Raw genomic sequence first — 25,555 nt, 5'->3', positions numbered from 1 at the left:
GTCTAATCATTATTATAAGAGATCGTGAGTTATTAAATTTATAAAAAAGAATACAAGTTTTTTAATGAGCTTTGGTACGGCTTTTCCAATATTAATAAGACTTGCGTAAAAACCACCTTCGATAGGGTAGATTTAAGTCCAGTAGCTTGTTAGATATATATCTTTTAGTTTTGGAAAAGGAAAGTCTAATTCATCGTCTAAATAATCTTTATCGTAAAGAAAATCAATGATAGGTTGGTATTCTTTCTTGTCTTTAAACAAGTCTTTTAATTGATTTTTAAGGTAAATGAAATCAATAACTATATGTTTTACGGATACTTGAGTTTTCATAATTACTGTTTTAATGTAAAATTAGTAATTATTTTTCATGAAAATTGTGGGGATAATGTGAGGATATATTGTAAATAAAAAACCCTAACCAACTGATTTGTAGTTGTTAGGGTTTGATTCCGCGGAGAAAGAGGGATTCGAACAAAACAGTTACATCCCACTTTTATACTGCATTTCTAATATTTTTTTAATTGCTGTGCCACGGATGTGCCATAAAGATTTTCGCTATTTTTATAAATATTGAAAGTTCTAGGCTGGTTTAAATCCGCTTAAATTTAAGTTATAATTCTTAATTAATTCAAAGACAAAGGTATGCTTTTTTATGACAAACTAGTACAAAAAATGTTGAAAACAAATTTTGAAAATTGGATTAAGGAATTTATTATTTTTAGTTGATTACGGTGGATATGCAAATAAAAATTACAGTTTAAGTTAAGCTACATTTTTGTAAATATCGTTTTGATAATTGAACTCCTCTATTGTTTTATAATTCAAAGCACGATGTCTTCTTTTTCTGTTGTACCATATTTCAATATATTCAAATATTTCAAGTTTCATTTGTTCTTTTGATAGTAACTTATTTCCGTAGATAAGTTCTGTTTTGAGAGATTTAAAGAAACTTTCAGCCACTGCATTATCCCAGCAATTCCCTTTTCTACTCATACTCCGGATTACTCCATAAGACTTAATAGTATTAGCAAATCTCTTAGTAGCATATTGTACACCTTGATCGGAATGAAATATTAATCCTTTTTTGATAGCTCTGTTTTTTATTGCCATTCGCCAAGCAGCTAGTGATGTGTCATTCGTGCTCATTGTATTGCTCAAACTCCAGCCAATTAATTTTCGGTCATATAAATCAATTACAGTTGTTAAATACAAAAAACCTTCTTTTGTTTGAATATAGGTAATATCGGACACCCATACTTCTGAAGGTTTAGTTACCATAAAGTTTCTATTGAGCACATTATCAACAATTAGATAATTATGTTTTGAATTGGTTGTAACTTTAAATTTCTTACTTACTTTACTCCGTAAGCCAAGTTGTCTCATGTATTTTGCGACAGTAAATCGTGATATTCGATATCCTAAAGCATGTAGCTCAGATGTTATTCTTGGACTACCATAACGTTGCTTAAATTCAAAATAAAGAGCTTTTATTTTTTCTTTCAGCATATTCTTTTTTAGTAGTCTTTCTGAAACAACCCTGCTTTTCCATTTATAATAGCCACTTGAACTGATTTTTAAAATCAAACACATTTTCTCAATCGTAAACTGGCTTTCATGGTTCTTAATGAACCTGTATTTCATCGACCGCTCTTGGAGAAAATGCTGATTGCTTTTTTTAATATATCACGTTCCATTTCTGCATCTTTCAATTTTTTCTCCAATTCGTGAATACGTTCCTGTTCAGGTGTCAATTTTAAATTTCCTTTTCCAGGGAAACTGCCTTCACCATATTCTTGGTAATCTTTGCGCCATTTATAAAGTAAAGAAACTTTTATTCCAAGTTCTCTGGCTAACTCTGACAAATTGCTTCTTTCGTTACTTAATTCTACAGCTTTAACCTTAAAGGCTGCATCGTAAATTTTTCTTTCTTGTTTCATGTGTTAAAATTAAGATTTTAGTCTTAACTAACACTGTAAGCTAAATTAGTACATCCACTTTTGCGATAATTAGCTTTCGGATAGTTTGATAAAAGACGTAATTTTTGATATATACTTTGAAGAAAATTTGATTAATTGGGGCGTATTACTGCGATCATAGATATTTAATAGACTTGAATTATAGTACTTTTGGTTTTGATTTTGAAGTACGCTAAATGAAATTTTGTAGTTTTAGTATATTTTTATTCTCTAAATGATTTCAAAAATGAAAAAACAATCTTTAAATATAGACCAATTATCGTGTTTTACAATTAGTAATGTACAAAAAGTGATTCCACTTTATGATGAAAAAATACCTAATTCTAAAGATGTAGATACCACCGACATTTTTTCGACAGAAACAGAAGAATTTTCATTTGTTACAAGAGTTCATACTCCAGATTTAACAGTTTTTTTACCCGATAAAAGTAAATCTACAGGAATAGGAGTTATTATTTGTCCTGGTGGGGCTTATTTGGGTTTAGCAATTAATCACGAAGGTTATGATATAGCTAAAAAATTAAATGAAAAAGGTATTGCAGCTTTTGTTTTAAAGTATCGTTTACCCAATACTGAGTATGTTATCAATAAACAAATTGTTCCTTTACAAGATGCTCAACGTGCTATTCAGATAGTAAGGAGAAATTTTAAAATGTTTGGTATCAATCCCAATAAAATTGGAATTGCTGGAAGTTCTGCCGGAGGTCATTTGGCTTCTACCGCAGGCACACATTTTAATAAAGAATTTATTGACAATCCTTTAAAAATAAGTTTGCGTCCTGATTTTATGATTTTAAATTATCCAGTTATCAGCATGGCAGATAGTTTAACTGATTTTGTTTCAAGATACAATTTGATTGGAGAAGGGTTATCCCCAAAAGAATTAAATCTAATTCTGATGGATAAGAAAACCTCGAGACAAAAATTAGCAAATTTATCTATAGATCCTCAAAAGATTAATGAATATTCGAATGAACTTCAAGTAACTTCGGAAACTCCTCCGACATTTATTACCCATTCTGTTGATGATAATACAGTCAAAGTACAGAATTCAATTTTATTTATTGCTGCATTACAAAAAAATAGAGTTCCTGTCGAATCTTTCTTCTATGCTAATGGGGGACATGGTTATGGTATAGTTAATCCAACAAGTGATATCAATTGGATTGATTCGTGTATTAATTGGATTTTGAAAATATTTGTAGGATAATTAGAATTATAAATAAAATATAGTTTTCAATACTTCATTCTTTTGATGAATATACCTGATATTGGTATTTAAAGATTATAATCTTATTTTCTATAATTTTCTTGCTCGTTTGGAAAAGTATTTAGTTTATTTAACCACTTACAATTTGAGAAGTTTTTTTGAATACTGAAAATGGTTGAATAATCATTGTAAAAAATCAAAAGGTTTTATAATACTAATTTCTAATTTATTTTGTTGACATATGTCTTAATTTTAGAAAGAAATTACATATTTTTTTATTTTTTCTGATTTTTTTTTAGCTCTTTAAGCCCTGAATTTATTGAAATGTGCTCGAAAACATAATTATGTGCTCGATAACATTTTGTTTTTTTTCTTGTTCTTATAAAAGCGTTTTCATAATATTGTATAGCTTAAGCCTTTATAATTAATCTGATTAGCATTTTGATTTGAATAGATTCTTTTGTTTTCTTAATTACAAGATTAAAAAAATGATAAAATGGTTTGTACAACATTTTAGAACTCGAATTTAAATGTTGAAATGATTTTGAAGAAACATTTACTAAAAAATAACCAAAAATCACAAAATGAAAATTTCTCATCTCACAATTTGTTTGTTTTTGATAACAACTTTTACTAAAGCACAAATTACTATTGACAAAGTCGGATATAATTGGTCTAGAATTGAAAATAGAACCCCAGTTATTATTGTTAATAATGATGCCAACAATGGAGACGGTCTTAATGATGGTGCAATTGTTATTAAAGGGACTGCAAACACGCCAGAGTTCCAAGGGATACAATATTCTTTATCGGGAAGTCCGCATAATAGTGAAAAGATTAGCCTTGAAGCGAAATATTACCAAAATGCAGCATCATATGTGAAATTTAAAATGCAGCTTTATGATCTAACTAAGAATCTTGTATTGGCTGAGACAGATGTAATCACCACCTCTACTGGAGTAGTAGGTACGGCTTCTTTGGATTATAAGTTTACTGATACTAGCGTAGGAGATAAAATTGTTATTCGATTTGTCCGAGCTGATGATCTAAATATAGTACGAGTAGTAGCTTTAGATTATTTAAAGATAAATGATCAGTTTATTGAACTCAAAAAAAGCAAGAAATGAAAATTAAAATTACTCATTTAATCATTTGCTTGATTTTAATTTCAAGCGTTATGCAAGGACAAATTACAATTGACATTACTCATTTTAATTGGTCTAAAATTGAAAATACTACTCCCGTAACTGTGGTTAATACTGATGCCGATAATGGCGATGGTTTTAACGATGGGGCAATGTTGCTAAAAAGTGCTGCAAATACACCTGCGTTACAAGGAGTTCAATATCAACTGGCTGGAAGTCCTGTTGTTGGTGAACAAATTAATCTTGAGCTAAATTATTATCAGATAGGGAGTTCGTTTTTGAAATTTAAAATGCAGGTCTATAATGTAACCGATAATGTTGTTTTGGCAGAATCAGCAGTGATTACTACAACAACTGGAGGTATAGGCACAACTCCATTATCTTATGCTTTTACGTCTTCAAGTGTTGGTGACCAAATTATAATTCGATTTGTCCGTGCCGATGACTTAAATTCTGTTCGTCAGGCAGGTATAGACTATTTAAAAGTAAATGGACAATTTATTAGTATGCAGGCACCGCAGATTAACTTCGATGTAAGTGATTTTTCCTGGTCCAAAATTGAAGATACTACTCCTGTTTCTACCGTTAAAACTGATGCTGATAATGGAGATGGTCTTAATGATGGGGCTGTACTTATTAAAGGAACTTCCAATACACCTGCTTTACAGGGAATTCAATATTTGTTGACTGGAAGCCCTTTTGCAAATGGTCAAATTACAATTGAAACTAAATATTGGCAAACCGCAGTTTCTTACTGCAAATTCAAGTTGCAGATTTATAATGTAACTGATAATGTTGTTTTAGCAGAAACTGCTGCAGTTACTACCTCGTCAGGTAGTGTGGGAACACTTACATTAAATCATATTTTTACTGCATCAAGTGATGGAGATCAAATTAGGATACAATTTGTTCGTGCCGATGATTTGAATCCTGTTCGTCAGGCTGGTTTAGATTATGTAAAAGTGAATGGACAATTCATAAATATGCTTCCGGTATGTAAGCCTGTCTTTAATTTCGATTTACCACTTACAGCTGCTACCACTTCAGAAATAGATGATTTAGCAGCTATCCGTGCGAGTTTGTCTAATCAGATTTTAGGAACATCTGCTCCAACAATGGCTCAATTAAATACTGCAATTAGTGATTATAACGCGTTGAATATTACAGCTTCAGGGAATGTTATAACAGGAAATCCTATAACAAGTGCTGCACAGATTGGTTTCTTGAAAATTTTTGCCAGATATTTAAAATTCAATCCAAGCGATACCAATATTAGCGATAAGGCAGTTAAAACTGTTTGGTATATATCAAGCTTGTTTTGTAATAACGGAACGAGTGCTTATTCTGCAGTTGATTTTTATGATTATCCCACATTTACCCGTCCTGCAATTTTTCTGAATAATTTTCTTCCCGACAATGTGAAAGATTTGTTTGGGAATACTCTTTCTATAGAGACTGATTCATTTAAATATCTTTTTGATTCAAGTTATGATTTTAGTACTACACAAAGTAACGGAGCTATTCTTACTGATATAATGTATTTGGATATTGATGTCTTGTTTGCTTATGCTGATTGGTTTAAAACTAATGATGAAAAAATACGCTATTTAAAAACGGTAAAAAGATTTTTAGATCGTTTTTTAATATATACTTATGGTCAGGAAGATGGTTTGAAAAAAGATGGTTTATCATATCATCATGGGGTTGGTTATGACGGTTATATGTATGCCTTTAATACAATTTCCGTTGCATTGAAATCTTTAGAAGGAACTAATTTTCAAATAGATCAACCTACTTATCAGAGATTTAGGGATGCCGTTTATGCACAAGCGATGTATAGCAATGACACAGGTGTTAAACCTTTTGCTTTGGCAGGAAGAAATCCACAAATTAAAACTACTTCCTTATCCTCACAAACATTATCCAATGTAGCAATAACTGGAGGTAAAATTTTAGGATTAGGTGGTGCAGATCCGGTTTTGGTAGGAATTTACAATAGAAAGTATGGTGTTAACAGCCAATTCAACAACAATACAATTACTCCTTTTGAAGAAGGTTACATTCAGTTTAACTCGGGTAATTTAGGAGTGTATAGAAAAAATAACTGGATTGCTTCCATGAAAGGACAGTCTGATGTTTTATGGGGGTCTGAGGTTTATGCCGGTCAAAATAGATTTGGAAGATATCAAAGCTACGGTGCTTTAGAAATTATATATCCAGGAAATAGTACAACCGGAAATGGATATAGTGATATAGGATGGGACTGGAATTATAATCCGGGTACAACAACGATTGTTTTACCTTGGAATAAGTTACATGCCGAAAGAGAACGTGTAGATGAATATAATACCTATGGCTTTGCAGGTTCATTAGCTTTAAATCAGATCAATAATGATGTTTTGTCTAATACTGTTGGACAATCAGGTTTGTTTGCTATGAAATTTAAAGAGCGTAATAATTTAGGGTTTGGAATTTCTTATGGAACTATAACTCATAATGCTACATTTGAGTTTACAAAAACCTATTTTGCAATTGATAATTACATTATTTGTCTGGCAAATGGTATTAAAAATAATGATGATGTTAATTCGACTGTAACAACCTTGTTTCAAAGACTCAATAATAATTCAGCTGATATTTTGGTTAATGGAGCGGTAAAAACCAACCAAAGTGCTGAATCATTTGGAGAGACTTCGGCTAACTGGATAATTGATAATTATAACACGGGTTATTACATCTTACCTAATTCCGGAACTTTAAAAATTAGAAATTCTAACCAAATTACTCCTTATCAAAATCAAGTTAATCCATCGGATGAGACTATCGCAAGTAATAGTGGAAATAATTACCATCTGGCTTATCTTGATCATGGAAATGCTCCTGCAAATGACTCGTATGAGTTTGTTTGTGTACCTGCTACAAATTCATCTCAAATGACCAACTTTGCACAGCAAATGCAATCAGCAGAGGACAAACCTTATAAAGTTTATCAGAATAACACTAACCAACAAATAATCGAACATATAACTTCTAAGACCTGGGCTTATGCTTTGCCAGCTGCAAATACAGACATAACAAATGGTTTTGTTAACGCAAATGATACTCCTTGTTTGGTTATGTATCGGTCTTTAAATCAAAACTATTCTCAAATTGTTTTGTCAGTAAGTAATCCTGATTTAGGTGCCTCACCTTCTTCTCCTAAAGTAATCACACTAACATTAAATAATAAATGGAATTTACTGGAAACTAATCCTAATGCCAATATTGTTTCGGCAACTGAAACAGCTACAACAATTGCATTTACTACTTCTGATGGACTTCCGGTAGAAATAAAATTGGCTTTAGAAAATCCATGTGCACTGTTAAACGGAACGCCTGAAGCCCCCATTTTAGATATTACACAGCCAACGTATACTGAAGCAGGAAGTATTCAGGTTAGCAGTACAATTGTTAATTTGAGTTTTAGTTTGGATGAAATCACATTTGATAATACTACAGGTCTTTTTGAGAATCTGTCACCGGGTAATTATACGGTATATGCTAAAAATGCCGATGGATGTATTTCTTCAGGAACTAATGCCGTGATTGATCCGCAGCCTGTCGCACCACTGGTAACAATAGATTCGTCTTTGTCAAATAAAAGTTTTTATGCTCCTGCAAAAATTATTCTTACTGCAGATGCATCAGATGCAGATGGAACAATTACAAAGGTTGAATTTTTTAATGAAGCGAATAAGTTAGGAGAAGTTGTAACTGGACCGTATAGTTTTGAATGGGATAATGTTTTGGCAGGAAATTATTCGATAACCGCTAAAGCTACTGATAATGATAATGCGGTTAGTACATCAGAAATAGTTAATGTAAATGTAGCATGTCCTCCTGTACAATTGTTAATTCCAGATGTTTATGCAATGGATCCAAGTGTAGATTTGAAAAACACACTCTATATCGGTTATGGCCCATCATCATTGACACTAACAGCCTTGGTTTTAGATAATCAGGCTGAGGCATATAGCTGGAATACGGGAGCGAAAACAGCTACTATTGAAGTTTCAGAAGCAGGAACTTATACCGTAACAATAACTTATGCAGGGGGGGGCCATGCATCGGCTTCCATTACTATTAATACTTTGGATGTATCCTGTGGTAATAATACAGATAAAGTACAAATTTGTCATAACGGAAAAATCATTTGTGTAGCCAAATCAGCAGTTCAATCACATCTGGATCATGGTGATCATTTGGGGACTTGTTCGGGTAATGGTTTAGATGGATCAACACCAGTTGTTGTTTATCCAAATCCGGTTCAGGATTTTCTAAATGTTAGTGTAACTGAATTAGCGGTAAATGCAAAAATAAGTTTGTATAATTTTTACGGAAATAAAATGAGGGAAATAGCATTTACTACTATACCTCAAAATTTATATGTTGGCGATCTGGTTGTTGGAACTTATTTTGTAGTGATTCAAAATGGAAATCAAATAGCGCAGTACACCATTATAAAAAAATAAGTGATTAGAAAACATGAAAATTCCTAATCAAAATAAGTTTTAAATTTTGATTAGGAATTTTAAACATATAGATTTTAAGTTTTAGTTTAGGTAATAAAAATAGAACCAGCTTAGTATTGAAATTAATAGTAAAAAAAATGAAAAGAATCAAAATGACTAAAAAGTTTATTACAGCCATAACTCTTATAACAGGGGTTTTGTCTTTTGCGCAGCTAAAAGAAAGTAATCCGGCTAAAGAATCCTTTGAGAGTGAATCTTCGATAATCAATTTCAAAAAAAATAAGTCGAGTAGTTTATCAATTAGTAATAAACACCATCAATTTGGGAAATCATCATTACAATGGGAATGGTCAGGAGTGAGTTTTTTTAAAACTTCTAATTTTGGAATATTGAGTAAAAAGGATAGCCCTTTGAAATATGGAGATCATTTTCCTGCGAGCCCAACTTTGGTAATGTCTTTGTATAATGAAAAATCTCAGGATGAAATCATTAAAATTTCTTATGAAAAAGAAGGTAAAGAAGAAGTTTGGTTTTCTATCAAATTAAATTTTACTGGATGGCGTACTATTTGGGTTCCTTTTTATGAGATGAATGGTAATCCGCCCAAAAAAGGAGATGCTATAGCTTATGATACTTTTAAAGTAAGTTGTAGTTCTATTAGGAGCAAAGGGAAATTGTTTTTTGATGATATTGTGTTTTCTCAATATCAAGATGATCGTCACTCTTATCCAGATGTGATGGTACCTTTTATTAAAAAAGATATAGAAGAAGGAAAAGATCATTGGATGCCTTTGATTCGAGATATGAAACGCATTCAGGAAATGCTTGTAAAACCAGTTTCAAATCTACAAAAAGAAGAAATACGGATTATTAAACAACGTATTGATGATACTTTTGATAAAAGTACTGAAAAGAGTGATAATTTATTAAAAGCGAAAAAAGAATATGCTAAATTAAATCTGGTGAAAAATGAGACTGTTTTAGGAGCTCCTTTGACATTTAAAATTGAACAGGTTTACTTTGATAGAGAAGATGTAAATCAGAAAAATTTTTTAGAAATTCAAGATTTTGGTAAAGTTTTAAAGAAAATAGCTAGTTATTACCTTCAAAGCACTGATGAAAATAAGGCTCAAATAGAAGAAATGTTTATTACTGCATCCCAATATTTTTTAGATCAAGGTTGGCAGGAAGGAGCGTCAGGAGGTACCAGACATCATATAGGGTATAATGTTCGAGAGCTTACAGATGCTTTTTATATGATGAAAGAACCATTAAAGAATGCAGGTTTACTAAATGAGGTGGGGAATAGTCTACAATGGATTTTTAATTTGGGTAAGATTTTGGGACCAGAAGAAGAATTTGAAGCTAATATTGATTATTTTAATACTCAATCTTTTTATCATTTGATGCTAATTTTTATGTCGGATAATGTTGAAAAACAAACAGCATTATTAGAGGCTTATTCTAATTATATATCAAAAACTCTGGCTCAGGACAACGAAATAGGTGTGTTTAAGATAGATGGTACTTCATGGCATCACAATGGGCATTATCCAGCTTATGGATTAGGAGCTTTTACTAGTATACCTCCTGTGATTTTTACACTTTCCGGAACTCAATTTAGAATTAACGAGGCCGGGCACAAAAACTTTAAGAAAGCATTAATGACAACAAGGTTGTACAGTCAATTGTTGGATTTTGGTTTTGGAAATGCAGGGCGCCATCCGTTAAAAGACTATTCTATTAAGTCCTTGAAAAATTCATTTTTGTTAATGGCTCGTTCAGGAAATCCTGAAGGTACTTCCAAAATAGATAATGAAGTGGCAGCTGCTTATTTAAGATTGTGGGGCGAAAGCGATAAATTAAATACTACTTTATTTGCAGATATAGATAATGTTGGAAAGGATACTTTGCCGGGGTATCATGTACTCACTTATGCAGCAACTGCTATTCATAGGAGAAATGATTGGGCCGCATTTATCAAAGGATACAGTAAATATGTTTGGGCCTCAGAGATATATGTTGATGCCAATAGATATGGAAGATATCCTGCAAATGGGAGTATTCAGATAAATAATATTGGAGGAGATGAAGCGAGTGGTTTTAAGCAAGAAGGTTGGGATTGGAATCGTTATCCGGGAACAACAGTTGTAAATCTTCCGTTTAAAGAATTAGAGCCTAATACACCATTGTTAATGTTTAGGTCTGAGGAGACTTTTGCAGGAGCAGTAATTTTAGATAATAATGGTGTTTTTGGAATGAAATTAAATGAATCAAAAGGTTCTAATGCAGATGGACCAGAAAAAAATATAGGATTTCCAGGAAAACTTAAGGCTAATAAATCTGTTTTTTCTTTTGGAGATAAATTAATTTGTATTGGAACAGGAATTTCAAGCGTTGACACTGTAAATCCAATACAAACAAACTTATTTCAAAATTTCCTGAGTAGTACTTCGATGCCTATTTATTTATCTGAAAAGAAAGACATTTCGACGTTTCCTTATCAATCGAAGATAGAAGTAGTTGGTAATTCCCGAAAATGGTTAATTGATGCTTATCAAAATGGATACTATATTTTATCCCCCAATACAATTGAAATTAGAAGACAAACTCAAGAATCTTATATTAATAGTTATTCTATAAGAACAAAAGAGATTAATTCAATAAACAAAGGAATTAGCGTTACTAGAGGCAATTTTACTTCTTCATGGATTGAACACGGTAAAGCTCCTAAAGACGCCTCTTATCAGTATGTTATTTATCCCGGTCTTCAAAAGGAAGATATTAATTCTTTTGAAAATAAAATTGAAAAAGATAAATCCTATCAGATTTTGAGAGCTGATAACACGGCTCATATTGTAAGAGATAATGAGAGTTCAACAACAGGCTTCGTAATATTTGATTCGAGTAAAGAGTTGGATAATTCTATTTTGAAAGGTGTTTCAGTCCCTTCGCTTTTGATGATTAAAAACAAAGGAGAAAATGTTACCATAAGTGCGGTTCAGCCAGATCTTAATTTTTCTGAAGTAAAAGATAAGACAATTAGTGGCTATAGCTTGCCTGTTGAATTGAGTATTACTTTAAAAGGGCAATGGAAACTTGCAGCTAATTCAGTAGTCAAATCTATTGTGATTGCGGGTAACAATACACTAATAACTATAGAGTGTAGACATGGATTTTCTAATAAAATTAATTTGACCAAATAAATTTATTATGATTACTAAATTTAAAATATTATTTTTTGTAATGTTTGTTGGAGCTTTTATTGGAGTTAATGCCCAAAAAAAAGAAAAACCGAACATTATATTAATAATGACGGATCAACATCAGGCAGAAGCATTGAGTGTTGCAGGTAATGCAGATGTAAAAACTCCTAATTTAGACAGGTTAGCAAGAAGTGGTATGCGATTTGAAAAAACGTATGTAACTTTTCCTTTGTGTACTCCGTCAAGGTCAAGCATTTTTACAGGTAAAATGCCTCATAATTTAGGCGTAAATTCGAATGAAGTTGGAGATAATATTATAAAATCATCTGAAAAAGAATTGATGCTTGCTAAAGCACTACAGCTTGCAGGTTATGATTGTGCATACGGAGGAAAGTGGCACGCACATGAATCAAGTATGGTTGCCGGTAATGGTTTTGATATGATAGCTCCTATGGGAGACATTGGTTTAGCTGAAAAAAGTATTGATTATTTAAAAGCAAAAAAAGAATCAAAAAAGCCATTTTTTTTGACGGTGTCTTTTGATAATCCTCATAATATATGCGAATGGGCAAGAAATGAGCCATTACCTTATGGAAATATTTTGAGTGTACCATTATATGAGACACCACAGTTACCTAAAAATTATCAGCAAGGGAACTCATTTCCAGAAGTTCTTAAAATGGAACAAGATGCTAACAAAAAAGTTTATCCAACTGCTAATTATACAGAAGAAGACTGGCGTCAATATAGATATACTTATTATAAATTGATTGAAAAAGTAGATTTGGAAATTGGAAAAATTCTAGATGCTATTTATAAACTTAATCTTAGAGAAAATACTTTAATACTATTTACAAGTGACCACGGTGATGGTAATGCTTCACACAGATGGAATCAAAAAACGGCACTTATTGAAGAGTCTGTTAAAGTGCCTTTTATCGCTAGTTATAAAGGAAAAATTAAAACCAATCAAGTCAATACTACTTTGATTTCGAATGGACTTGACTTGTATCCTACCATTTGTGAATATGCTGGTGTTGAAGTACCAAGACAATTAAGCGGAAAAAGTTTAAAAACGGTTTTTGAAATATCAAATAGTACTTTAGATAGAGATTTTATTGTTGTTGAGACTAAATTTGAAGGTAAGAATGCTTTTGGTTCAAGTGGTAGAGCGGTTGTTGGGAAACGTTTTAAATATGTTTTATACAGTTGGGGTAAAAATAGAGAACAGTTATTTGATCTTGAAAATGACCCTTTAGAAATGAATAATTTAACTGATTCTAAATCCCATTCAAAAATTTTAGATCAATACCGAGAGTATTTATTAGATTGGTGTAAATCTACAGGTGACGCCTCTTTTCTAAAAAAAGTAATCTTACCAAGTAACAGTAAATTGTCTTCTAGTGCTCTTTTTGACAAGCCATATTAATAATAACTTTAAATAAATTTTAAAAATGATAAAATCAATTATTACTGGCTGTTTAACTTTAATAACTTTTAGTTTTTATTCCCAAGAGTCTCAAAATAAACAAATTTCAGCCAAACCCAATGTGATTTTTATTTACGCAGATGATCTTGGATATGGTGATTTAAGCTGCTATGGAGCAACTAAGCTTAAAACTCCAAATTTGGATAAACTGGCTAATCAAGGGGTACGTTTTACCAATGCTCATTGTACTTCGGCAACATGTACTCCTTCCAGATACGCATTGCTTACGGGGCAATATCCATGGAGAAAATCAGGAACGGGGATTTTACCGGGAGATGCAGCTTTAATTATTCCAACAATAAAATGACTTTGCCAAAATTATTTCAGCAGGCAGGTTATAGAACAGCCAATGTAGGTAAATGGCATTTAGGTTTAGGAGATCAGGTAGCTAAAAATTGGAATGGAGAAATAAAGCCAGGCCCAAATGAAGTTGGTTTTGATTATTCCTTTATTTTCCCTGCAACGGCTGATAGGGTACCATCCGTTTTTATGGAAAATCACAAGGTTGTTGCCTTAGATACTAATGATCCAATTCAAGTAGATTACAGTAGTAAAGTAGGTAATGATCCTACGGGGAAAGAGCATCCTGAATTATTAAAAATGAAATCTTCTCCAGGACAAGGACATGACAATACAATTGTTAATGGTATTGGACGTATCGGTTACATGAGTGGTGGTAATAAAGCAAGATGGGTTGATGAGGAAGTTTCTACAACTTTTTTAGAAAAAGCAAAAGAATTTATAGAGGAGAATCATAAGAAAACATTCTTTCTGTATTTTGCTCTTACTGAACCTCATGTTCCGCGTATGCCTGCCACGATGTTTAAGGGAAAAAGTGGTCTGGGTTATCGTGGAGATGCAATTTTGCAGTTAGATTGGACGGTAGGTCAAATCATGAAACAGCTAGAAACATTGGGAATTAACCAAAATACGATGGTTATTTTTACAAGTGATAATGGTGCAGTTTTGGATGATGGCTATCAAGATGAAGCAGTAAGTCAACTAAATGGACATACCCCAAATGGAATTTTAAGAGGTGGAAAGTATAGTGTTCTGGAAGCGGGAACAAGAGTGCCATTTATTTTAAGTTGGCCGGATGTTGTAAAACCAAAAGTATCTTCTGGAATGGTTTGTCAAATGGATTTATTAGCATCTTTTTCTAATTTATTGGAACAACCTATTCTAAAAGAAGATGCGCCAGACAGTGAAAATACATTAGAAACTTTTCTTGGTAAATCAGAAAAAGGAAGAACTATTTTAATAGAACAAGGAGGAAACACATTAGGTAAAGGTGGAACTCTTGCTATAGTAAAAGACAATTGGAAATTTATCCCTGCTAATGATGGAATTTCTTATGATCAATTAGTGGGTATTGAAACAGGTAATGCGAATGAACCCCAATTGTATGATTTAAACGAAGATTTAGGTGAAAAAAATAATTTAGCTAAAAATTTCCAAATAAAGTTAATGAGTTAGCCAAGTTGTTAAAAGAAAAGACTCAGATAAAAGAGTAAATTAGAAAATAATTTTAAAAAAAATTGCATTCATTTTCCAATTCGAAATTGGCTTTATGAATGCAATTTTTTATTTATTAAATTAATTCTTTTTTAGTTTTTAAGATTTTACATTGTTGGTTTTCTTTAAGTTAATTTCAGCAACTTTTTAGTTCTTATTTCCACAATAAAATTTAAAAATAATAATTCTAACTAAATGACTTTTTTATAGTTAATAATATGGTTTTTTTTAAGCTAATAAAAAAAATAAAATTAAAACAAGGGTCATTTTATTACATTTTAGTTAATTTTTTGTGCTCGAGCACATTTTTTCATGCTTTATCTTGTTTATATAATAACGTTTGCATAATATTGTAGTATAAACTAACATATTAACCATATAAATAGAGGCTTATGAAAAATTACCAATTGAAATTCCCAATATTTAATATTGCTTTAAAGCAGTTTTTAATGGGCGTTTTTTTGTATGATTGCTCCAGCATTTATACATGCACAAAACAGAATAATATCAGGTTCAGTAAATGATAATCTAAATGAACCTCTTCCTGGGGTTACAGTTTCTGTAAAAGGGACTAAAGTAGCTACTTTAACAGATGGAAATGGTCAATTTAAAATAACCGCTGCATCAAAAGATCAATTGATTTTTACTTACATCGGTTTTGAAACCAGTACTCTTGCTGTTCAAGATAAAACAACTGTAGCTGTTACTTTAAAATCGACAACCAGTGCTTTGGAGGAAGTTGTTGTAATTGGATATGGAACAGTTAAAAAGAAAGATTTGACAGGGGCAGTTTCTAGCGTAGCTATGAGTGATTTAAATAAAGCGCCTGTTCGCTCTTTTGATGAGGCATTGGCTGGTAGAGTAGCGGGAGTTCAGGTCACATCTTCAGATGGTAGACCTGGAGCAGGTATTAATATAGTAATTAGAGGGAATAACTCAGTTACACAGGCTAATAGTCCGTTATATGTTGTGGATGGTTTTTTGATTGAAGATCCTGATAATAATGTTGTGAATCCAAGTGATATTGAATCGATTGATATTTTGAAAGACGCATCGGCTACTGCTATTTATGGTGCTAGAGGAGCTAATGGGGTTGTTGTGATTACTACAAAACAAGGTAAGGCTGGCAAAGCGGTATTTAGTTTCTCAAGTTCAGTAGGGGTTCAAAATAATATAAGTAAAATGGAATTGATGAGTCCTTATGAATTTGTGAAATATCAACTAGAGCTTAATCCTGCTGAAACGTCAATACCGCGTTCACCGACAGAGATTTATCTTTCTGATGGAAAAACCCTAGATTATTATAAAACGCAGAAAGGTATCGATTGGCAAGACTTGACTACTCGAACTGCTTTGTTTAAAAATAATGATTTTTCTGTAAGAGGTGGGACTAAAAATTAAAATACGCATTTTCTGGTTCGACAAGTGATCAAGATGGTATTTTATTGAATTCCAATTATAAAAGATATCAAGGTCGTGCAGTTTTGGATTATAAAATTACCGATAAATTGAAAATAGGAATTAATACTAATTATAGCCATTTAGAACAATCAGGAATTAATCCAGCCATGTCAACAGGAAGTGCTACTACAAATATTATGGTTTCGGTATGGGGATACAGACCAATTGCAACTGATTCTTCAGTACTTGATTTACTTCAGGATCCGGATGTTAATTCAGCAAATGATTATAGAGTGAATCCACTTTTAAATTTACAAAATTTGTATCGTTTGAACACTACTAAAAATATTAATGCTAATGGATATTTAGAATATTTGTTTACAAAAGACCTTAAACTCAGAACTTCGTTTGGAATTATTGAAAATAGGTTAAGACAAGATCAATTTAATAATTCAAAGACTCAATATGGATTTCCAGGAAATACAAATGGAGTAAACGGAAGAATTTTACACAGTAATTCTAGCAATTGGTTAAATGAGAATACATTAACCTGGGATAAAAAGTTTCTAAAAAATCAAAAATTAATGTTTTAGGAGGATTTACAATCCAAAAACGAGATTCATGGTCTTATGGTCGTTCGGCTACTCAATTACCAAATGAAGATTTGGGATTAGCAGGATTAGATCAAGGAGTAGCCCAACGTGTAGATTCTTTGGCATCAGTTTGGACAATGTCATCTTTCTTAGGTAGGATTAACTATAATTATGATTCTAAATATCTCTTAACAGCATCGTTCAGAGCAGATGGTTCATCAAAGTTTCCTTCTAAAAACCATTGGGGTTACTTTCCTTCAGCTGCTGCTTCTTGGAGATTTGATAAAGAAAAATTTCTTAAAAATAATAAAACTTTATCTGAGGGTAAATTAAGAGTAAGTTATGGTGTGACAGGAAATAATAGAGTAGGAGACTTTGATTACCTTTCGACTTATTTTAACCCAATAGGGAATAGTTACGTTTTTAATAATGAATATGTACCCGGAGTTGTTGCTACAAATCTTGGAAATTCTGATTTAAAATGGGAATCAACTGAGCAAGTTGATGCAGGTATTGATTTAGGTTTTTTCAATCAACGAATTACTTTGACTGCTGACATATATAGGAAGATAACAAAAGATTTATTATTAAATACTCAACTCCCTCCTTCTTCTGGATTTGGTTCAGCAATAAAAAATATTGGAAGTGTTGAAAATAAAGGATTGGAGTTAACTTTAACTACTAAAAATATTAATACAAAAGATTTTACATGGACTACTAGTGCTAATATAGCTTTTAATAAAAATAAGTTAATTGCTTTAGGTGAGGATCAAGAATCTCTTGAGAGTACTGTAAATTGGGATAATCAATGGAATACTACAAGTGCTTACATAGCTAAAATAGGACAACCTTTGGGTTTGATGTATGGTTATGAGTCATTGGGAACTTACAAATATGAAGATTTTAATTTAGATACAACTACAGGTATTTATACATTAAAGCCAGATGTTACAACTAACGGTAATACAAGAGCTAATATTAAACCAGGAGATATAAAATACAAAGATCAAAATGGTGATTTAGTAGTTAATTCTAATGATTATACTGTAATTGGGAAAGGATTACCTGTTCATACAGGTGGATTTTCTAATAACTTTACTTATAAAGGTTTTGATTTGAATATCTTTTTTCAGTGGTCTTATGGAAATGACATTTTGAATGCTAATCGTGTTTTATTTGAAGGGAATACAAAAAACCAAGGTTATTTAAATCAATTTGCCAGCTATGAAAATAGATGGACACCAGAGAATTCAGATTCAGATATTTTTCGTACCAGAGGTTACTTTGGTGGAGGTTACTCATCTAATTTTGTAGAAGATGGTTCTTATTTAAGATTAAAAACAGTTTCTTTAGGTTATAATTTTGATGCTAGTTTTCTTAAAAAATTACGTTTAAAATCATTAAGATTTTATGTGTCAGGACAAAATCTAATTACTTGGACTGATTATTCCGGTCCAGATCCGGAGGTAAATACCTATAGTTCAGCATTAACACCAGGATTCGATTTCTCATCCTATCCTCGTGCACGAACTATAGTTTTTGGTACAAATATTTCATTTTAATAACATTAATTCTTTTCAGATGAAAAATATATATATAGGATTATTACTGGTCTCAATTTTCACTAGTTCATGCGAGGATTTTTTAAATACCGAACCAAAGAATAAAATTGCTTTAGAACAATATTATACAGATGAAGAAGGATTAACACAGGCTCTAGCTGGAGTGTATGATCCTTTAGGTTCAGATAAATTGTATGGAAATGCAATGTATACAACTTTAGAGGCTTGTACTGATGAAGGTTATTATGCTCGTTCTGCTCAAGTAACAGGTACACAGGTGTATAATTTTGATCCTACTGCAGCTGATGTGGCTGGATTATGGAGTGAACTCTACAATGGAATAAATAGGGCTAATGATTTAATCGCAAATATAAATGTTCCTAAGATGGATGAAAATAAACGTGAGGTTATTTTAGGCGAAGCTTTATTTTTGAGAGGCTATTATTACTTTATGCTAGTAACTAGATTTGGAGAAGTACCTTTAAAAACTACACCTACAACTAGTCCTAATGGGGTTCAAATTGCTAAATCTTCAATTGCTGAAGTGTATGCTCAAATATTAAAAGATATGACAGAAGCTGAAGCAAAAGTTGGAACTGTTACCTCTTATGGATACTCTAGTCGAATTTCTAAAACAGCAGTACAGGGTATTCTTGCTAGGGTTTGTTTGCAAATGGCTGGCTATCCTTTAATGGATAGTTCAAAGTATGCAGATGCTTTAGCTTGGTCTAAAAAAGTAATAGATTCAGGAGAACATTCTTTGAATGTTAGTTTTGATACTAATCCTGCTTTAGCACCTTTTAACCCAACTATAACAGCTAATACCTCTAATAATGGATACCGTCAAATATTTATCAACCAAGCACAGGATATCTATGATGTAAAAGAATGTATTTGGGAAATTGATTTCAAAGGAAATCGTACTGACTCCTATACTGAAACTGGTCGTGTGGGAAACACCAATGGAATTACTATGACTGGAGTTAATTTTGAATCAACAATAGGATATAGTTATGGTTTTATTAAAGGTACAGGTCGATTATTTAATAAATATGGCACTGGCGATTTACGTCGTGATTGGGTCTTAACAACTTATACTTTTAATAATAATACTGGAGCCAAAACTGCTATTGCAAAAACAATGGCTTATGGTAGAGATTGTGGAAAATGGAGAAGAGAGTATGAAATTCTAACACCTAAAAATAAAAATCATACTCCTATTAATTTTCCTGTTTTGAGATATGCGGATGTTCTTTTAATGTATGCGGAAGCTGAAAATCAAGTAAATGGGCCAACTGAAGAAGCTGTTGAAGCAGTTAATAAAGTACGTCGTAGAGGATATGGACAAACTAATTTGACACTAGCTTATCCAACATCTGATGTAGCAACAGCAACGGCAGCAGCGTCTAAAAGTGCTTTTCAACTATTTATTGAAGATGAACGTATGCGTGAATTGTGTTTTGAGGGTACACGTCGTTCTGATTTAATTCGTTGGAATAAATTTGTTAGCACAATGAATGCTGTAGGTGCTGAAATGAGTGCAGCCCCAACTCCAGCAAACCAACAGTATGGAGGTTTAGGAGGGAGAAATGTTACTGCAAGAAACGTATTATTCCCTATCCCTTCAGTAGAAATATTGTCAAATAAAGCATTAACACAAAGTGAGCCTTGGTTAAATTAATAAATTATCAAATTGCCATGATTCATTGTATATAATGAATCATGGTGATATTATATTTCTTTAAAAAAAACAATAAATAACAACTTATGAAAATACTTAAATATCTTTTATTACTGCTATCTTTTTATAGCTTGTCAGTTTCTGCACAAAAAGCTAATAAGAAAGAAAAGACAGTAATGAAAAAAATGATTCAGGATAATTTTGTATTTGCAGCAAAGCAATATAAATATTTGGAGAAAGCGACTCCTTTGGATTCAATGCCAAGAACATTTAGTAATAACAAGCATATTAATTCTGATGTGTACTGGTGGTGTAGTGGTTTCTATCCGGGAACGCTTCTATATATTTATGAATATACTAAAAAACCATGGGTATTTGAAGATGCTAAAAAAAGATTAGCGATTTTAGATACAGTAAAGTATTTCACTAAAAACCATGATTTAGGTTTTATGATGTTTTGCAGTTATGGGAATGCGTTTCGATTAACTAAAAATGAAGAGTATAAAAAAGTAATTCTGGAATCGGCTAAATCATTGGCAACAAGATACCGTCCTAATGCCAAAGTGATCCAATCTTGGGAAATTACCGATGGAGGCTTGAGACAAAAAGGATTTGTAGGTCCGGTTATTATTGATAATATGATGAATATTGAAATGCTGGAATGGGCAAGCCAAAATAGTACTGATAAAAGTTTTGCCGATATAGCAAGAAATCATGCTAATACCACAATTAAAAATCATTTTAGACCTGATTATAGTAGCTACCATGTACTAGATTATGATTTAAATACTGGAGAAGTTCGTAAAAAAGTTACCGCTCAAGGGTATTCAGATTCTAGTTCATGGAGTAGAGGTCAAGGTTGGGCACTTTACGGTTATACTATGATGTACCGTTTTACAAAAGATCCTGTTTACTTAAATCAGGCACAAGGAATTGCAAAATTTATATTGAACCATCCTAATTTACCCGCCGATAAAATTCCGTATTGGGATTTTGATGACCCTAAAATCCCTGATGCGCTAAGAGATGTATCAGCGGCATCCGTGTTTGCCTCAGCCTTGCTGGAATTAGGACAATATACTTCAGGAAAAGAAAAACAAAATTATGTTGATGTTGCTAAAATTATTTTAAAGTCATTATCTAGTCCTAAATATCGAGCACAATTAGGTTCTAATGGTGGTTTTCTTTTGAAGCATAGTGTAGGATCAATTCCTCATAAAAGTGAAATTGATGTACCTCTTACTTATGCCGATTATTATTTCCTAGAAGCATTATTACGTTACAAAGATTGGTATTTGTAGAAAAGAATATTCATTAATGAATTAAATAAAATCTATTAAAATGTATAATTGTAATAAAAGCCCTATTCAAAATATATTAATTGTCTGTCTGAATTTATTAGCTTTAACAGATGTTTTTGCTCAAGATAAATCTAAAATATTTGAAGATTATAAGAAAGATAGAAATCTTTTACCTGATTTCTCTTATGTAGGTTATCATCAGGGAGAAAAAGAAATTCCCAATGTTACTAATTATAAGATTTTTGATGTCACCACTTTTGGAGCAAAGCCTAATGATGATATTTCAGATAAAATTGCCATACAAAAAGCAATAGATGCGGCTAATAAAAATGGTTCTGGAATTGTTTTTTTCCCTAAAGGAAGATTTTTAGTGAATGAAGAAAGTGATGCAACAAATTCTATTATATCAAAGAAAGGCAATATCATTTTTAGAGGAAGTGGTTCTGGTTTGAATGGTACTGAATTGTATATGAAAAATACACTTCCGCCAGCAGATCCATCAAAAATGTGGACCGTTCCACCATTATTTCTTTTTACTAGCGGAGGTGCTGATAAAAAAATAGGATTTATTACTAAAGCAGCAGCAGTTGGAGATTGTACTATTGAGTTAAATACGATTGAAGGTTTAGAGTCAGGAGATTGGATTGTTTTAAAATTATTAGATAATAATAAAGATTTAATTGTAGCGGAATTGAAGACTCAACAAGTTGAACCAACATGGAGTTATCTGGTTAATAAAGGAATTGATGTTAAGGTTTATTATCAAATCAAAAGTATTAAAAACAATAAGCTCATTCTTAAAGCACCTGTTTCGTATACTATTGATCCAAAATACAAATGGGAAGTTTCTAAATTTGCTAATAGTGAAGAGATTGGTATAGAGGATGTTGCATTTGTGGGCAATTGGAAAGAAAAATTTGTTCATCATCGTTCATGGCAAGATGATAGTGGCTATACGATGTTGCGAATCAATAGAACAACAAATTCATGGATGAAAAATTGTCGTTTTAACCGATTGTAGTGTTGCAGCAATAGTTTTACAAAGTGCTAATATTTCTGTATTAAATTGTAAAATTGACGGCAACAGTGGTCATGAAGCCATTACTTCTAATGGTTCTACCAATGTATTAATTGCGAATTGTGTTGATGAAGCATCCCAATGGCATTCCTTTGGTTCATCACATGGATCAATGAATACTGTAATTTTAAATTGTACTTATCCTTCGACAACTTGTTTTGAATCTCACGCAAGCCAGCCAAGAAATACATTATTAGATGGTGTTGAAGGCGGTTTGATGAAAAATAGAGGAGGAGGTGCATTAGAAAATATGCCTAATCATATGCAAGGTTTAGTTCTATGGAATTATAAACAAACTAATGAACCGGTAAAAGATTTTGAGTTTTGGCCATCATCTAAAGTATATGAATATTGGAAAATTCCTAAACCTGTTATTGTTGGATTTACCAGTAAGGGAACAACTTTTAGAATGGATCAACTAGGACAATCAGAATCAATAGGAAAAGCTGTAGAGCCTGCTTCTTTGTATTTAGCTCAATTAAAATTAAGATTGGATAAGTTACCAAAATGGATTAAGGAACTTGAATAAAAAAAAACTAATTATGAAATATATAAGATATAGTATTTGTACAAAATTTTTCCTTTTACTCTCAATAGTTTTTGGAATTTCTTGTGATGCTCAAAATAATGTTAAATATAAAAAAGCACCAAATTTACTTATTATTCTTGCTGATCAGTGGAGAGCTCAAGCAGTAGGTTTTGAAGGGAGAGAGCCAGTTATGACTCCTTATTTAGATCAATACGTTAAGGAAAGTTTAGTGTTGGAACAGATGGTCAGTAATTATCCTGTTTGTTCGCCAGCCAGGGCTATGCTCATGACTGGTCAATATCCTATTAAAAATAAGGTTTACAGTAATGTAAATTCTGCATCTGCTCCTTTTGGAATTGAATTGCAGGAGAATGCTATATGTTGGTCTGATATTTTAAAAGAAAATGGATATTCTAATGGATATATTGGGAAATGGCATTTGGATTCACCATATAAACCTTATGTGCCAACATCTAATAATGTAGGATCAGTGGCATGGAACGAATGGACTTCACCTGATAAAAGACACGGTTTTGATTATTGGTATGCTTATGGAACTTATGATGAGCACGATAGACCAATGTATTGGGATACCTATGATAAAAGAGATGAATTTAAATATGTAAATGAATGGGGACCAATACATGAAGCTGATAAAGCATTGGCATATATGAAAAATGAAGAAGGTAAAATCAGAAATTCGGATGCGCCATTTTCTTTAGTAGTATCTATGAATCCACCCCATTCAGAATACCAAAGAGTTCCTGAAAAATATTATCAGCTTTATAAAGATGTTCCATTAGAAGACCTTATTAAAGATCCCAATATTCCTGCTGCAGGGACAAAAATGGGAGATACTTATCGAAAAGATATTCGTTATTATTATGCAAATATTACGGGAGTTGATGAACAAATTGGACGTATTTTGAATGGTCTTAAAGATATGAAATTAGACGACAATACTATCGTAGTGATTATGGCTGACCATGGTAATTGTTTAGGTAAACATTCGGAAATATCAAAAAATAACATCTTTGAGGAATCATTAAGAATACCATTCATAGTTCGTTGGAAAAACCATATTGTTCCAAGAAAAGACAGTACTTTTTTAGGAAGTTTGCCTGATATTTATCCAACACTATTAGAACTTATGGGGTTGAAAAATAAAATACCTAAAAATTTAGATGGTAAAAGTTATGCTCAATATTATCTGAACGGTAAAGGGAAAAAGCCAACCGAGCAATATATTTTAGGTGCTATTATTAGTGACAATGTTGATATGAATACTGGTTTTAGGGGAATCCGAACTAAAGATTATAAACTTTCGTTTGTAAAGAAAAAAAAGAAAGGGGAATATGTATTATATGATTTAAAAGCAGATCCTTTTGAATTGACTAATATTTATAAACCAGATTTACCAATTGTAAAAAAATTACAGCCCGTTTTAAAGCAATGGCTTGAAAAAACTAAAGATGGCTTTATTTTAGAATAATTAAGTATTTAATAAAAAAAATGACAATGAATTTATTTGATTTAACAGGGAAAACAGCACTAATTACAGGAGGAGTTCACGGTTTAGGAATGGCTATGGCAAAAGGATTAGGATATGCCGGAGCAAAAATTGTAGTAAACGATCTTTCGCAAGAAAACATAGACAAAGCTATCGCAGAATACAAATCGGAAGGAATAGAAGCTTATGGATATGTATTTGATGTAACTGATGAAGCAGCAGTAATTGCCAGCATCAGTAAAATAGAATCTGAAGTGGCTCCAATTGATATTTTAATTAATAATGCAGGTATTATCAAAAGAACTCCTATTATCGAAATGGAGGTTAAGGATTTCGCTGCGGTAATAAATGTAGATTTAATAAGTCCCTTTATTGTTTCAAAAAATGTTGCCAAAGGGATGATTCAACGCGGAGGAGGTAAAATCATTAACATTTGTTCAATGATGAGCGAATTAGGAAGAGACTCTGTAAGTGCTTACGCTGCAGCTAAAGGAGGTTTGAAAATGTTAACTAAAAATATGGCAACTGAATGGGCCAAATTTAATATTCAAACTAATGGTATTGGTCCAGGTTATTTTGCAACCAGCCAAACAGCTCCAATCAGAGTTGACGGACATCCATTTAATGAATTTATCATCAGTAGAACTCCTGCTAATAGATGGGGAGATCCAGAAGATTTACAGGGTGCGGCAATATTTTTAAGCTCAAAAGCGAGTGATTTTGTAAACGGACACATCCTTTATGTAGATGGAGGAATTCTTGCTACCATTGGAAAACCTTCTAATGAATAATAAATATTTTAAGCTATTTCCACTAATACTGTTTCAAAAAGCAGTGTTAGTGGAAAT

At 32.0% G+C, this 25,555-nt stretch carries 18 protein-coding genes; 16 read left to right on the top strand and 2 right to left on the bottom strand.

All coding sequences use genetic code 11. The features are described from left to right. Positions 1–132: 132 nt before the first annotated feature. Positions 133–330, bottom strand: a complete 198-nt coding sequence (locus BIW12_RS16000; protein WP_071183243.1) for a hypothetical protein — start codon at positions 328–330, stop codon at positions 133–135. 432 nt (positions 331–762) lie between these two features. Then, positions 763–1,937, bottom strand: a protein-coding gene (locus BIW12_RS15995) for an IS3 family transposase (RefSeq protein WP_394332086.1) whose coding sequence is annotated in 2 segments (ribosomal slippage) — positions 763–1,679 and positions 1,679–1,937 — 1,176 coding nt in all. Because the reading frame shifts where the segments join, the coding sequence is not laid out codon by codon here. A gap of 265 nt (positions 1,938–2,202) precedes the next feature. Here BIW12_RS15995 and BIW12_RS15985 point away from each other — a divergent pair. The 16 genes from BIW12_RS15985 to BIW12_RS15920 all read left to right on the top strand — a co-directional run bounded on the left by BIW12_RS15985 (position 2,203) and on the right by BIW12_RS15920 (position 25,498). Beyond that, positions 2,203–3,186, top strand: coding sequence for an alpha/beta hydrolase (locus BIW12_RS15985; protein WP_071186497.1), 984 nt, complete (start codon positions 2,203–2,205; stop codon positions 3,184–3,186). 584 nt (positions 3,187–3,770) lie between these two features. Beyond that, the gene (locus BIW12_RS15975) at positions 3,771–4,313 is read left to right on the top strand and encodes a hypothetical protein (protein WP_071186025.1); all 543 of its coding nucleotides are present in this window, start codon (positions 3,771–3,773) and stop codon (positions 4,311–4,313) included. Then, on the top strand, positions 4,310–8,842 hold the full coding sequence (locus BIW12_RS15970) for a polysaccharide lyase family 8 super-sandwich domain-containing protein (RefSeq protein ID WP_071186024.1): 4,533 nt from the start codon (positions 4,310–4,312) through the stop codon (positions 8,840–8,842). The genes BIW12_RS15975 and BIW12_RS15970 overlap by 4 nt, the downstream gene beginning before the upstream one ends. 137 nt (positions 8,843–8,979) lie before the next feature. Further along, on the top strand, positions 8,980–12,048 hold the full coding sequence (locus tag BIW12_RS15965; protein WP_071183239.1) for a chondroitinase family polysaccharide lyase: 3,069 nt from the start codon (positions 8,980–8,982) through the stop codon (positions 12,046–12,048). A gap of 7 nt (positions 12,049–12,055) precedes the next feature. Beyond that, positions 12,056–13,477, top strand: coding sequence for a sulfatase family protein (locus BIW12_RS15960; RefSeq protein ID WP_071183238.1), 1,422 nt, complete (start codon positions 12,056–12,058; stop codon positions 13,475–13,477). Positions 13,478–13,502: 25 nt separating this feature from the next. Then, positions 13,503–13,844, top strand: coding sequence for a sulfatase-like hydrolase/transferase (locus tag BIW12_RS16660; RefSeq protein ID WP_262494216.1), 342 nt, complete (start codon positions 13,503–13,505; stop codon positions 13,842–13,844). Beyond that, positions 13,841–15,013 (top strand): sulfatase-like hydrolase/transferase, encoded by a 1,173-nt coding sequence (locus tag BIW12_RS16655; RefSeq protein WP_262494215.1) that lies wholly within the window; start codon positions 13,841–13,843, stop codon positions 15,011–15,013. Before BIW12_RS16660 ends, BIW12_RS16655 begins: the two co-directional genes overlap by 4 nt. Positions 15,014–15,517: 504 nt before the next feature. Further along, complete coding sequence (locus tag BIW12_RS16475) at positions 15,518–16,453, top strand: TonB-dependent receptor plug domain-containing protein (RefSeq protein WP_198033431.1); 936 nt, start codon at positions 15,518–15,520, stop codon at positions 16,451–16,453. 44 nt (positions 16,454–16,497) lie between these two features. Continuing rightward, a complete protein-coding gene (locus BIW12_RS16470; protein ID WP_198033430.1) occupies positions 16,498–17,046 on the top strand; it encodes a TonB-dependent receptor in 549 nt (182 codons plus the stop codon). Next, positions 17,034–18,608 carry a SusC/RagA family TonB-linked outer membrane protein gene (locus BIW12_RS16465; protein WP_198033477.1) on the top strand — a complete coding sequence of 525 codons (1,575 nt, stop codon included), beginning with the start codon at positions 17,034–17,036 and terminating at the stop codon, positions 18,606–18,608. Before BIW12_RS16470 ends, BIW12_RS16465 begins: the two co-directional genes overlap by 13 nt. 19 nt (positions 18,609–18,627) lie before the next feature. Then, positions 18,628–20,289 carry a RagB/SusD family nutrient uptake outer membrane protein gene (locus tag BIW12_RS15945; RefSeq protein ID WP_071183235.1) on the top strand — a complete coding sequence of 554 codons (1,662 nt, stop codon included), beginning with the start codon at positions 18,628–18,630 and terminating at the stop codon, positions 20,287–20,289. A gap of 86 nt (positions 20,290–20,375) precedes the next feature. After that, a complete protein-coding gene (locus BIW12_RS15940; RefSeq protein WP_071183234.1) occupies positions 20,376–21,590 on the top strand; it encodes a glycoside hydrolase family 88 protein in 1,215 nt (404 codons plus the stop codon). Positions 21,591–21,630: 40 nt separating this feature from the next. Further along, on the top strand, positions 21,631–22,611 hold the full coding sequence (locus BIW12_RS15935) for a glycosyl hydrolase family 28-related protein (protein ID WP_071186023.1): 981 nt from the start codon (positions 21,631–21,633) through the stop codon (positions 22,609–22,611). After that, entirely contained in the window at positions 22,589–23,197 is a 609-nt protein-coding gene (locus tag BIW12_RS15930) for a DUF4955 domain-containing protein (RefSeq protein ID WP_317040857.1), read from the top strand. Before BIW12_RS15935 ends, BIW12_RS15930 begins: the two co-directional genes overlap by 23 nt. 13 nt (positions 23,198–23,210) lie before the next feature. Continuing rightward, the gene (locus tag BIW12_RS15925; protein ID WP_071186027.1) at positions 23,211–24,689 is read left to right on the top strand and encodes a sulfatase family protein; all 1,479 of its coding nucleotides are present in this window, start codon (positions 23,211–23,213) and stop codon (positions 24,687–24,689) included. A gap of 20 nt (positions 24,690–24,709) precedes the next feature. Beyond that, positions 24,710–25,498, top strand: a complete 789-nt coding sequence (locus BIW12_RS15920) for a gluconate 5-dehydrogenase (protein ID WP_071183232.1) — start codon at positions 24,710–24,712, stop codon at positions 25,496–25,498. Positions 25,499–25,555: the final 57 nt, after the last annotated feature.

The organism is Flavobacterium commune (genome assembly GCF_001857965.1).
GTDB classification, from domain to species: domain Bacteria; phylum Bacteroidota; class Bacteroidia; order Flavobacteriales; family Flavobacteriaceae; genus Flavobacterium; species Flavobacterium commune.
Note: the sequence above shows the minus strand (reverse complement) of the source record. Positions and strands in the feature narration are given on the sequence as shown.